13 protein-coding genes are annotated in these 12,717 nt (G+C 46.6%); 8 read left to right on the forward strand and 5 right to left on the reverse strand.

Annotated elements, in window-relative coordinates; all coding sequences use genetic code 11:
* Window positions 1-145 precede the first annotated feature (145 nt).
* The gene (hemQ, locus tag AB4111_RS23435) at window positions 146-892 is read left to right on the forward strand and encodes a hydrogen peroxide-dependent heme synthase (RefSeq protein ID WP_253440625.1); all 747 of its coding nucleotides are present in this window, start codon (window positions 146-148) and stop codon (window positions 890-892) included.
* A 263-nt stretch (window positions 893-1,155) separates the two neighbouring features.
* On the opposite strand, the gene AB4111_RS23440 is transcribed toward hemQ, so the two are convergent.
* Window positions 1,156-1,410 carry a hypothetical protein gene (locus AB4111_RS23440; RefSeq protein ID WP_036673350.1) on the reverse strand — a complete coding sequence of 85 codons (255 nt, stop codon included), beginning with the start codon at window positions 1,408-1,410 and terminating at the stop codon, window positions 1,156-1,158.
* Window positions 1,407-2,600, reverse strand: a complete 1,194-nt coding sequence (locus AB4111_RS23445; RefSeq protein WP_442033437.1) for an NAD(P)/FAD-dependent oxidoreductase — start codon at window positions 2,598-2,600, stop codon at window positions 1,407-1,409. Before AB4111_RS23445 ends, AB4111_RS23440 begins: the two co-directional genes overlap by 4 nt.
* 653 nt (window positions 2,601-3,253) lie before the next feature.
* Between AB4111_RS23445 and AB4111_RS23450 the strand changes: the two genes are divergently transcribed.
* Window positions 3,254-4,228 carry an NAD(P)/FAD-dependent oxidoreductase gene (locus tag AB4111_RS23450; protein WP_442033498.1) on the forward strand — a complete coding sequence of 325 codons (975 nt, stop codon included), beginning with the start codon at window positions 3,254-3,256 and terminating at the stop codon, window positions 4,226-4,228.
* A gap of 75 nt (window positions 4,229-4,303) precedes the next feature.
* Window positions 4,304-4,555: a hypothetical protein gene (locus tag AB4111_RS23455; protein ID WP_442033438.1), complete on the forward strand. Its 252-nt coding sequence runs from the start codon at window positions 4,304-4,306 to the stop codon at window positions 4,553-4,555.
* A 21-nt stretch (window positions 4,556-4,576) separates the two neighbouring features.
* On the opposite strand, the gene AB4111_RS23460 is transcribed toward AB4111_RS23455, so the two are convergent.
* Window positions 4,577-4,720: a sporulation histidine kinase inhibitor Sda gene (locus tag AB4111_RS23460; protein WP_017692430.1), complete on the reverse strand. Its 144-nt coding sequence runs from the start codon at window positions 4,718-4,720 to the stop codon at window positions 4,577-4,579.
* A gap of 355 nt (window positions 4,721-5,075) precedes the next feature.
* Window positions 5,076-5,735 (reverse strand): YheC/YheD family protein, encoded by a 660-nt coding sequence (locus AB4111_RS23465; protein ID WP_253440628.1) that lies wholly within the window; start codon window positions 5,733-5,735, stop codon window positions 5,076-5,078.
* 237 nt (window positions 5,736-5,972) lie between these two features.
* On the opposite strand from AB4111_RS23465, the gene AB4111_RS23470 reads away from it, so the two are divergent.
* Window positions 5,973-6,227: a hypothetical protein gene (locus AB4111_RS23470; protein ID WP_062837940.1), complete on the forward strand. Its 255-nt coding sequence runs from the start codon at window positions 5,973-5,975 to the stop codon at window positions 6,225-6,227.
* A 26-nt stretch (window positions 6,228-6,253) separates the two neighbouring features.
* A complete protein-coding gene (locus AB4111_RS23475; RefSeq protein WP_442033439.1) occupies window positions 6,254-7,783 on the forward strand; it encodes a Ppx/GppA phosphatase family protein in 1,530 nt (509 codons plus the stop codon).
* On the opposite strand, the gene ppk1 is transcribed toward AB4111_RS23475, so the two are convergent.
* Entirely contained in the window at window positions 7,743-9,824 is a 2,082-nt protein-coding gene (ppk1, locus tag AB4111_RS23480; protein WP_253440630.1) for a polyphosphate kinase 1, read from the reverse strand. The two genes, AB4111_RS23475 and ppk1, sit on opposite strands and share 41 nt — an antisense overlap.
* A gap of 248 nt (window positions 9,825-10,072) precedes the next feature.
* On the opposite strand from ppk1, the gene AB4111_RS23485 reads away from it, so the two are divergent.
* From AB4111_RS23485 to AB4111_RS23495, 3 genes are all read left to right on the forward strand, one after another.
* On the forward strand, window positions 10,073-10,300 hold the full coding sequence (locus AB4111_RS23485) for a hypothetical protein (protein WP_017692425.1): 228 nt from the start codon (window positions 10,073-10,075) through the stop codon (window positions 10,298-10,300).
* A 346-nt stretch (window positions 10,301-10,646) separates the two neighbouring features.
* A complete protein-coding gene (locus AB4111_RS23490) occupies window positions 10,647-11,696 on the forward strand; it encodes a glycoside hydrolase family 53 protein (protein WP_442033440.1) in 1,050 nt (349 codons plus the stop codon).
* A 491-nt stretch (window positions 11,697-12,187) separates the two neighbouring features.
* Window positions 12,188-12,643, forward strand: a complete 456-nt coding sequence (locus AB4111_RS23495; RefSeq protein WP_442033441.1) for a hypothetical protein — start codon at window positions 12,188-12,190, stop codon at window positions 12,641-12,643.
* The last annotated feature ends 74 nt before the right edge of the window (window positions 12,644-12,717 follow it).

Below are 12,717 nucleotides of genomic sequence, written 5' to 3' on the forward strand. Positions count from 1 at the left end.
AAGCTACGTGAGCAACGGACATTTCGGCTGAATGCCATATTCGATGCTGATGATGCCAACAGGCATTATTCGTAATCAAAAGCAGACTTTTTAAACAACCCCTTATAGGGATTTGGAAATATACCTTGCAGGAGGAACACAACCAATGAACGAAGCCGCATCAACACTGGAGGGCTGGTATGCCCTGCATGATTTTCGCTCGATTAACTGGGCCGCCTGGAAAGCAGCAGATGATGAAGAACGTGCTGTAGCACTGGACGAGCTTCAGGAATTCTGGAAAGAATGGAAAGAAGTCGAGGACTCATCCAAAGGAAGTACCGTTGTATATACGGTTGTAGGTCAAAAAGCTGATCTCGTCATGATGCACCTGCGTGAAACGCTGGAAGATCTGAAGGCTGTTGAGAACGCGTTTAACAAAACGATGTTTGCCCAATACACAACGAAGTCTTATTCCTACGTTAGTGTAGTGGAACTGAGCAACTACCTTGGCAAAGAAGGCGAAGACCCGATGCAGAATCCGGAGATTATCGCCCGCCTGAAACCTGTTCTGCCACAACGGCAATACATCTGCTTCTATCCGATGAACAAAAAACGTGAGCTGAATGACAACTGGTACATGCTGTCCATGGACGAGCGTCGTACCATGATGCGCAGTCACGGCATGATTGGTCGCAGCTATGCGGGTAAAGTGAAACAGATTATTACCGGCTCTGTCGGTTTCGACGATTGGGAATGGGGCGTAACGCTGTTTGCGGATGATGCACTTCAGTTCAAGAAACTCGTCTATGAGATGCGTTTCGATGAAGTTAGCGCCCGTTATGGCGAATTCGGTTCGTTCTATGTGGGAAGTCTGTTGAACGAAGGAACTTTGGAAGAAATGCTTAAACTTTAAAATTGAGCAACGCATAATAAAGCACCGCGACATCTCCTGTAAAGGATACTGCCGCGGTGCTTTATTATGTACCAATTTTTTCCACTTCAAGCTTGATTTAGATCTATATAGTTTGAACTATTTATTTACACAGAAACGGAAAGGACAGAAAAACCTGAAAAGCGAAGCTACAAGCTTTCTGAAAGAAAGCTACATCGGAAGCATAGGCTATTCTGTCATTGAAGTGTATGTGTAAACATCTTTAGTTCAACTTATATAAAGTCTTAATCTTCATCCTCTTCATCAACAGCTTTCAGTGATTCGAGGAATTCGGCAGTGGCCCGGTCACGGTCACGCCCCTTCTCTTTAAGCCGCTCAATCGCGGGCAAAATGAGAATATCCACTTCTTTCTGCACGATGTAGGCCAGATCATATTGATCCTGTTCCTCCAGATAACCACCGACCTGCATCAGGGCGTTGTATCGATCCAGTTCCTCACGCGTTAATAATCCCCGGACCTGAACACTACAATGTCTCATCCAAAAAACCGCCCTTTCTTCAGGACTAGCGGAATACCACCAATGATGAACAGATAACGCAGATCAACCAGCTTCTTCAACTGAGCCGCTTTCCAGCCCTTGTATTTCTTGCCGTCTACAACAGCAATCGCTTCACCTTTACCCAATGAAGCAACCGTGCCTTTGCTCGTAAATACAAAAGGTTGTGGCTGTTTCTTGCGAATGGATGCCACGACGTTCTTGGCGCAGTTCACACCTTGCTGCATTGCAATCTGTGCTGTTGGCGGATAAGGCCGCCCTTCCGCATTGAAGACCAGTGAATTATCACCGATCACATAGACATGCTCATGTCCAGGGGCACGCAGATAATCATCTACCTTCACACGTCCGCGCATCACTTCAAGACCCGCCTGTTCCAACAATGAATTACCGCGAATACCGCCGGTCCACACTACTGTGGCAGCATCCAGCTTTTCACCCTCACCCACAATGACCCCATCCGGGAGACACTGTTTGATGGGAACACCAATTTTGAAGGTAACGCCCTTCTTCTTCAGCACGTTCATCGCATGTTCTACCAGTTCCGGGTCAAATCCAGGCAAGGCCGAAGGCGCTGCCTCTACATTATAGATGTGCACATGTTTCGGATTCACATCGAACTCCTTGCACAGCTGTGGAATACGATCTGCAAGTTCAGCTACGAATTCAACGCCACTGAACCCCGCTCCACCTACGACAAACCGAATACGATTTCGTTTGTTATCGTTTTTGTACATCGCAAATTGATATTCGATGTGTTCTCGGATCAGTCTAACCGAGTTAATACTGCGGATGGTCATGGCGTGATCGAGCATACCCGGAATACCGAAGGTCTCAGGCTCACCGCCTAGTCCAATAATCAGATAGTCATAGGATAACGTGCCGTCCTCCAGAATAATCTTCCGATCCTGCAGACGAATCTCCTTGACGGAAGATTTAACCAGATCAATCTTGAACTCATCAATCAGCTTCGAAATAGGGACTCTTGCATGCTCAATGGTATCCGTGCCGGCTGCCGGCATATGTAGATGTGTAGTAATATAATGATAATCATGCCGGTTCACCAATGTGACGTCGGCCTCGTTATAGTTCAATTCCTTCTGCAGCCGCTGGGCTGTCAGAATCCCGCCATAGCCCGCGCCGAGGATGACGATTTTGGGAATACTGCTCATGTCTATACCCCTTCCGGTTTCACTTGCATCAGCCCAATCTTGGTTGAGATGCAAAATGCACATACTTACAAATATTGATGAGGTCTTGCCCATTATGACGACAAATGTTAACTTCGCGAATTTATTTAAACGTTTGCATCAATTTCATAACTCACTAAAAATGGATTTTATGAAACTAGATCTAGATAAAATGAATCATTTCGGTCTATATCTAGAAGTGATTGAAGTAGCTAAAAGGTAAATGAAATTGATTCGTTTGCACGCAAGTTATCGATTCAAGTTGTGAAATTAACCACAAGATTCTACAAAACACGGGACCTGTGTTCATATTACATATTGACTCTAAATTAGACAAAAAAACACATAGTACAGGTCAAGGATATCTGTATTTCTAGTAAAGATCAAGGTTTTTTTTGTTATTTTTCATAACCTTTCATTTCCAATTTCATCCTATTCTCATCTGATCTTCATCAATTGTTCCTAGATTCGTGACGCCGCTAACTTTGCAACCCTGAATACACCGTTTATAATAGGAAAGACAGTTCAGTACCAATGCCGGTTCCGATACGAGCCTGCACATTTTTCCTTTTAACTACCTATTAAAATATGAAAGGTGTTGTTGATTCTTGACTGCACAGAATTCCAGTCATGATATGACTGATTTACTTATTATCGGTGGAGGCCCTGCGGGTCTGTTCGCCGCGTTTTACGGTGGGATGCGTCAGGCATCCGTTACACTGGTTGAAAGTATGCCACAGCTTGGCGGACAGCTTGCTGCTCTTTACCCGGAGAAATACATCTATGATGTAGCCGGATTCCCGAAAGTAACTGCTCAGGAACTGGTGAATAACCTGGTTGAGCAAATGAGTCATTTTAACCCGAACATCCGCCTTGAAGAAAAGGTTGTATCGGTGGAGAAAAAGGATGAGCAACATTTCATCGTGAAGACGGATGAGAATGAATATCATGCCAAAGCCGTCATTATTACGGCTGGTGTAGGTGCATTCGAACCACGTCGCCTGGAGCTTGAAGGTGCTGCCAAGTTCGAGAAGAGCAACCTGCACTACTTCATCAGTGATCTGAATGCCTTTGCTGGCAAAAAGGTACTGATCAGTGGCGGCGGTGACTCCGCGGTAGACTGGGCACTCATGCTCGAGCCCATCGCTGAGCAAGTGACGTTGATCCATCGCCGGGACAAGTTCCGTGCGCATGAGCACAGTGTCGAAAATCTGATGAATTCCAAGGTGAATGTCGTTACACCGACTGAAATCACGGAACTTCATGGGGATGACACCATAACCAAGGTAACCCTTGCCCATGTAAAAACTAAAGAAACTCAGGAAATCGAAGTAGATGACGTGATCGTTAACTTCGGATTTGTCTCTTCTCTCGGACCAATTGCCGAGTGGGGTATCGAAATTGACAGTAACTCCATCGTTGTTGATTCCCGCATGGAAACATCCATTCCAGGGATCTTCGCTGCCGGGGATATCACAACATACCCGGGTAAACTGAAGCTGATCGCTGTCGGATTCGGCGAAGCCCCAACAGCAGTTAATAATGCAAAGGTATACTTCGATCCGGACGCCAAGTTGTCTCCAGGACACAGCAGTAACATGAAACGCTAGTTCGCTGAAATAACATATTTTGATACAAAAAAGGGTATCTTACTCCTGAGTGAATCCATATCAGGAGGGATACCCTTGTCTTATATATGCCCGCTGTGTAACGGTCTGGTTGTACCGGAGCAGGCTTGCCCCCACTGCCTTCAGGGACTGTTAGAATGCGGCAAATTGGACGACTACACCGGACCATACAGCCCCTACGTATTCCAAACCTCCTCTGACACGGCAGACGAAGTCGAAAACGTTTGCAATCATGTGATGTACTGTCCCCATTGTCAGACGAGCACGCCATGGGCTGTCTCACTATGGGACTTGTCCGGAAACCTGTAACATTGCCTGCAATGAGGATCTCTAGTGAAGAATGGCAGATACGTCGGTACCCAGTTTGCGCTTATGGATTTCTGCCAACAGCAGTGCGATGAAATCTCGTTCGAGATTCAACTCAATCGCTTTATGGTAGGAATCCAACAACATCTCATCGGATAACATAGCCATTTCCCGCCACAACCTTTCCTTTTTTTTCCTCAAAACTATCATATCAGAGATTCATATAGAGAACAAGCGTTCTTGTTATCCACAATGATATGTGGAAATCCTGTGCATAGTTTGTTGATAAATGGAAAAAATGTAGAGTAATCAACGTGTATAGTGTGGACAATATTTATGCACAGGCATGTTGTACTACTGTCAGAACGTTTATCTGCGTATTTTTTTTGGAATAAATTCATAGTTTCAAGACTTGTTGCGAGTAAATTACCCGGTAATGTAAAATTTCAAACCTTTTTCATACCATTTTCTTCTATATATTATCGGTTTTTCTTGGATTTTCTTGAGCTTTCCCATTCATTTTCTATTGAGGTCTGGTATTCACTTCCAAAATCCAGATCTTGCCTGAATAATCCAGTCCATAATCAAATCCAAGCTGACCTACACCAGGGAACTGCCGTTCCATAATGTACGTGCATGTCAGTGTAAGTGAACGCATCTCCCTGCGTTTGTGCCGACCAGAAATATGGGGCAGGGATAAACCAAGAGCTCGCCTTCCTGATAACATGGTGCCACCCTTGCTCAGATTCGTTACACAGAGTCCGGGACGAGCGAGTCGTCCAACCAAGGAACGGAATACCCAGCCTCGATCGGTTTTGACAACTTTGACTCTGTAATCAACAGGTCTCCCTTGAATCGTTGCCAGATGAATGCCTTGCTGGATCAAGTACCTGCGTCTAGCCTTTACACGCACCAGAGAGCGATACATCTGGCTGAAACTGGCGAAAGAACGTGTCGTTTTCATATGGGTGTATCGATAAGCCCCACCGCTCGCCGATACCCGAATGACACCGTAACCTCCGCCTCCTACAATAGGTTTGACATACACCATTCCATAACGACTGAGCATGTGCAGCAGATTACCCGAGTTGAATGCCTTGGTCTGTGGAATATGGACCGCGGCTACCGGGTATTTCATCAGTGCCGCTGTCTTCCGCCATTTGCTTGCAAGCTGTCTCGACATGGGTTGATCTCCTTCCTTGAAACAATAGTCCTTCCTTATACATACTCAACAGTAGCCTTGCTTTCTTGGATGTCTGTCCACGGCAGGGGCCCCTTTTCCATGAAACTTGTCCCAGGGTGATGGCGGAAACGGGAACAAGCGCCCGGTTTGCTTTTCAAACAAGTCAATCTGTCGTATGCTACTAAGGAACGGCTTGGAAGGGCTTAAATATGAGGATCTAAGGAGCGTTTAGAACAAATGGAAGCATTTTTCAAATCACTTTATGGCGTAGCCTATTTTGCAATGTCGATCGTTCTGGTAGCCGTTACGGTACTTCTCTTTGTCACAGGTATTCGACTGTTTATTCAAAAGCGCAATCGCGGCTTTGCCGTGAGTTGTCTTATATTTGCCTGTTTCATCGTCTTTATTATTGTTGTTATGTTAACTACGCCCTTCTCTGCCACACCGCCGGGTTCACCGGAAGCCATGGCTGCCCTTCTTCACTTCGGGTAGTTGAACCTCTGTAGAAGGAGATGCTTATGACACGTACTAATGAAACCTTAGGAATTATTGATATCGGCTCAAACTCCATTCGTCTAGTTATCTATGAACTGGATCAGGACGCAGCCTATCGCATCATTCATGAAGACAAATACGCCGCTCGTCTGAGCAGCGTTGTTGAGCCGGATGGAACCATCCTTCGCCATTCTTTGGATAAAGCCATCACCATCTTGCGTCAATTCAAAGCGACCTGTGAAGCGTATCAGACCAAACTGATCCGTGCAGCAGCTACGGCGGCCATTCGTAATGCAAGCAATGTCCTGCAGATTATCGAATGGTTGGAGACAGAGACGGGGCTTACCATTGAATGTGTATCTGGAGATCGGGAGGCCTATTACGGTTTCCTTGGTGTTACTCAATCCATTGATCTGGCAGACGGTTTCGTCGTAGATATTGGAGGCGGCAGCACGGAGATCACAGTCTTTCGGGATCGGAAGAGGTTACATAGCATTTCCCTCCCCATTGGTGCAGTGAATTCACATGCTCGTTATGGGGGTGAAGACCAGTGGAGCGAAGCGAATGCGAATGCGCTGTGCAATGAAGTCATTCAAGCTCTCCGTGGACAGGATTGGATTCGTGAGCATCCTGGCCTGCCACTCATCGGACTTGGCGGAACAATGCGTACACTCGCCAAAGTGGAGCAGAAGCGAACTCAGTATTCGCTGCCTGTCACCCATCATTATGAGATCAGTGAACAAGCAATGGAGAACATCGCTCGCTCCCTGCCACATCTCACCTCGGCACAGCGTAAAAAGGTGCCTGGACTCGCTAAAGATCGCGCAGACATCATTGTGCCCGGCGTACTGATCCTGCGAACCGTCTTCCAGTTAATACAGGGAGATCGTTATGTGGTTAGTGGTGCGGGTCTACGAGACGGGTTGTTGCGTGATTATATGGCTGGAGGTCAGCCGGTCGTTCCGGACGCGCTGAAGGACAGCATCCGCAACTTTATCCATTTCGGTCCGCCTATTCCAGAGAAACGTCTGCAACGGATTCATCAGGATGCGCTTACCCTGTATACTGCACTACAAGGCACTGCTCCTGATGAGGCAGATGCCCGAATCCTGTATGCGTCCTCCATGCTGCACATGGCAGGTAAGCAGATTAACTATTTCCGTTATACACAGCACTCGGCCTATTGGATTATGAATGCAAGCATCTATGGACTTTCTCACCGAGAGACGATCCTCAGTGCCAGTGCGGCCGACTATCATCCAAAAAAAAGAACGCCCCAACTGCTGAATAAGCACCGGGACATTCTGAAAAACTCGGATGAGCGACATGCTCATCGTATAGGCTCTCTGCTACGCGTAGCCGAAGCCATTAATCGATCGGAGAGCATCGCTGCGATCGAAGCAACCAAAGAAAACGACTCGCTGCAGGTGCAATTCACCTGTACAGCAGAGCCGTTACTGGAACTTGATGGCCTGGAAGAGGCCGTCAAGGATCTGCAGGAAGCCTGGGGAGTTACGTTATCGTACTCCATTCAGCAGGCTTCCAAGGGATAATTCCCATAGCCTCCGTCTGACTTCTCAGCGGGGGCTTTTCATTTTTTACAAATACATAATTGCCACCAGGCATAAGCTCTCTCGCTTTGACATTATCATTAAGGGACAGATTAAGAATATCGACCAGCATCTTCTTGAGCTCTGGATCGAATACGGGACACATCAGTTCAATTCTTCGATTGAGGTTACGTGTCATCCAGTCTGCACTGGAGATGAATACATCCGGGTTACCGCTATTTTCAAAATAAAACAACCGTGAATGCTCCAGAAAACGATCCACAATGCTAATGACCCGAATATTCTCACTGAGCCCCTCTACCCCCGGACGCAGGCAACATACACCACGCACGATCAGATCGATCTGCACACCGGCTTGAGAAGCCTCGTACAACTCATCAATCATATCCTGATGGGATAAGGAATTGATCTTTGCAATGATTCTGGAAGGTTTGCCTTTCAGCGCGTGTTCCGTTTCTCGACGAATCAGTGCGAACAGCTCATCCTTCATACCATCCGGAGCTACGCGGAACGCCTGCAATGCCTTCGGACCGGAATATCCGGTAATCTCATTGAACAACTCGGATGCATCTTCCCCAATAATCGGATTGGAGGTGAACAGACCGACGTCCGTATACACTTTGGCTGTACTCTCATTATAGTTACCGGTTCCTACATGAACATAACGTCTCAGCCCCTGCTGTTCCCTGCGTACGACAAGAATGATTTTGGCATGTGTCTTGAGTCCAACCAGTCCATAAACCACGTGACAACCGGCCTTCTCCAGCTTACGTGCCCAAGCAATGTTACGCTCTTCATCAAACCGGGCTTTCAGTTCCACCACCACCGTGACCTGCTTACCACTCTCAGCCGCAAGTGCAAGTGCCGGAATAAGGCGTGAATCGCCATTGACCCGATATAATGTCATCTTGATAGCCAGAACTCTTGGATCTTCCGAAGCCTCCAATATAAAATCAGTGACCGGTTCAAACGATTCATACGGATGATGCACCAGTACATCGCGTTTGCGCAGCAGCTCAAAATGACTTTCTCTTGGCAGAAACTCCGGTGGATAGACTGGCTTTACCGGACTGTATTTCAGATGTGAGAAACTTTCCAGACTGTCCACGAATCCCGCCAGAAAACTCAGATCAAGTGGGCCATCCATTTCGTACACGGGGTCCTGAATATCGAATTCATCCTGCAATTCCAATAAGGCATCCGGACGAAAATCCTTGCAGACTTCCAGTCGAACAGGAGCACCTCTGCGTCTGCGCCGTAATTCTTTTTCAATCGCTTCAAGCAGATCTTCCGCTTCCTCTTCATTAATAAACAGATCCGCATTGCGGGTCACCCGGAATTCCTGTGCAGCAAGTGAGATATAACCACTGAAGAGTGTATGAATATGATGTTTGATGAGGTCTTCAATCAGGATGAACGTTTTCTTTTTGCTATTCGCCCGAATGGGAGCCTGAACTACCCGCGGAAGATTGGAAGGTACCTGAACAATAGCCATAAACGGCTCACCCTCTTGTTCCCCTTCCTTCTGCAGCATTACGGACAGATAGACTGACTTGTTGTGTACCAATGGGAACGGACGACTCTGGTCAATCGCCATCGGTGTGAGTACCGGGAAAATAATATCATGAAAGTACTGGTCCATTGCGCGCTGTTGTGTCACATTAAGATCTGTATATTCCTGAATGTTTACGCCTTTTTTGGCGAGTAGACGAATGAGTTCACGATACGTTTTATACTGTTCGGCGACCATGGTCCCGGTTCGTTTGATCAATCTGCGGTACAATCCCGAAGGCGTGTATCCTGTAAAATCCTTTTGTGTGAATCCGGCCTTGATCTTCTCTTTCGTCTCTGCCACCCTTACACTGACGAACTCGTCCAGATTACTAGCGACAATGCCGAGAAATCTCATGCGTTCCAGCAGAGGCGTTGTTGGATCCTGGGCCTCCTGAAGTACGCGCCGATTAAATTCAACCCAACTCAAATCACGATTAACGTAGTTGCCTGTTTTGACGTCTCTATGCATGTATGGCCTCCGAATGTGTTGCATATCTATACTTGGTTAGAAGTTCTCCTGTAATTGTACTATTCGTAATCAACATCAAGCGTCAGCGCAGTGTAAACGCTACGTAAAATTTATGTAAATGATACCTCATGGCCGCAACTTTTTCCATCCCTTTACAAAGGTCAATAGACAGAGTAAAGTGAAGTACAGTGTGATTTGGTCCGGTTGCTTGTTCTCATTCCAAATATATTTGATTAAAGGAGTATATAATGAAATCCAACAAACCTAGAACGTTACAAAAAAATATAGAGTTTTTCACAGCGGCACTATCGCAATGTATGGTAAGCGCATGGCAGGAAGACCCGGCTGGCGTCTATTGCGAGGTCGGATGTGGCATTGTAGAGCGGATCAGTGAAGACAGTGTACGCATCCGAAACAATGACGGAACGAAGAGTCACTATGCACGAGATATCACGATGTTCCAGACTGAAAAATAATTTTGCATAAATACGTAAAAAAGACTAGCTTTCCGAAACAAGGTGTTGTATACTCTTGCCACAAGGAAAGGAGGTGCGTCAACATTTCTAATGACATGTTGAACGTGTCCCTTACCCGATCCACTAGCTCAAATTAAATGAGTCTGGTGGAGGCGCGGGATACGGATCAATTTTCAAAAAGCGCCACGGGTAGAAAAGCCGTCTTCGGACGGCTTTTTGTTTTCTCATTTTCTGTTGAGAGGTTGAGAAAACACCCAAAATATTGGAAATAGACCCTTTAGTAGAGCAAACCAGGATGGCTATAATTAGGATGCAACTCAACCTAAATCCGAGGAGGCATCTTGTAATGTTCAAAAATGTAAGGGGTTTCAAGACATCCATCATGTTGGCTTTTGTTTTGTTATTCACCTCCATCATGTTGCCCGCAGGTCAGCATGCCAGCGCAGCACCAAGTTTCGCCAAAGGAGCCGACATCAGCTGGGTTCCCGGAATGGAAGCCCAAGGCTACAAATGGAAAGATAAAAACGGGGTACAACGTGACATCATTGATATTTTGAAAAAAGACTATCAAATCAACTCCGTCCGCATTCGGGTATTCGTTAATCCTTCGAATGATTATGGGAACGGTTACATGAATAAGGATCGTGCGGCTACACTCGCACAGCGTGCCAAGAATGCCGGCATGAGTGTAATGCTTACCCTGCACTACAGCGATTCCTGGGCAGACCCTGGTCAACAAACTAAACCTGCTGCCTGGAAAAACTATACGTTCCAACAGCTCATGGATGCGGTATGGAACCACACTCGTGATGTCATGACGGCGATGCAGAGCAAAGGCGTTACCCCGGACTGGGTACAGATCGGGAATGAAACAAGCAACGGCATGTTATGGGAAGATGGCAAAGCATCCACCAACATGAAAAACTATGCGTGGCTGGTGAATACAGGCCATAATGCAGTAAAATCCCTGAGCAGCGGTACCAAAACCATTGTGCATCTCGCAGGTGGAGATGATAACGCCCTCTATGTATGGAATATTGGTGGTTTGATCAATAACGGAGCTAACTTTGACATGATCGCCATGTCCCTCTATCCTTCAGCTTCCGGCTGGAACACCGCTGTGACGAATACGGTAAACAATGCCAAGGATATGATCAACCGTTATGGCAAAGAGATCATCATCTCCGAAATTGGCATGGACAATAACCAAGCTGCAGCTGGAAAAAGTTTTGTTGCCGCGATGAAAAACCAAATCCGCAATTTGCCAAACGGCAAAGGAAAAGGTGTATTCTACTGGGAGCCTCAGGCTACACCAGGATACAATGGCGGCTATGGCAAAGGCGCATGGCAGTCTAATATGATGCCGACGGCGGTCATGGAAGGATTTATTGACTAGTTACGGTGGGTAGAAGTGCGGGCTTTGGGGCAGCGCGTGGTGGGCGTTCCGGTGGCGGATCGTTCTTATGATCGTTCTTATGATCGCTGTTATCCCCAGATTTTTATGAATTCCCCTTATAGGGAGAAAATCCGGGGATAAAGGCGAACGCTTCGCTTCTTCAGAATCGATTCCGCCCCCTCCACTACGTTTGCTGCTCTGTGAGGCACTTCTAAAACCGTGTGTAGTCAAATGGGATTAAGTAGTAAGGTAAAACAAGGGCTTAGGCGCTATTCCCGGTGGGAGTGGCGCCTTTTTGTGATAAAGTGCGTTAAGAATGCAGCATGGTGGGCGTTACAGGGGCGAATCGGGCACTTCTCAAGCGTGTTGCGGTCAATCGAGGGGTGCACACTCAGGCTGGAGACTGATGTTCTTTTGGCTTACATATGAATATAATAAGTTTATTGAGATAACACATAGGATCAACTTCTTATTGGAGCGGGGGAAAATGGATGAGTTTTTTAAAAGGGATAGGTCAATTGGCTGGTGAAGTTACCGGAAAAGTATTGGGCGGCAGTGTGCGGGTTGTGGGTGAACTTGCAGGAAGTCCTTTTATCAAAGAAATCGGGAACGGTGTAGAGAAAGCTACGATCAATACAGGAAAAACCGTTGGGCAACTGGCTAGCGGGACATATGATCTGGCCAGTGGTGCAATTCGAAAAGACGATACCGCCATAGACGCAGGGCTTGCTGATATTGGAGGTGCCGTAACCACTACTGCAAAAGGTGTAGCGATATCAGCCAAGTATGTATATAACAGCGGTAAAGATGTTGTTGTGGGCATGAAAGAGGAAGATAAGGACAGAGTCAAGCTTGGTGCCAAGAATCTTTTAGCTGCTGCTGCGGTAACAACACTCGCTGTCGGTGTCATTGATGCAGTTGATGGGCCTGAAGGTATAGATACGTAGGAATCCGGATTAGATCACCAATAACACGACAACTGCAGAAACACAACTTAGCAGGGCAACAAAAATATGTAGAC

Source organism: Paenibacillus sp. 2KB_22 (assembly GCF_052115745.1).
Taxonomy (GTDB): Bacteria; Bacillota; Bacilli; order Paenibacillales; family Paenibacillaceae; genus Paenibacillus.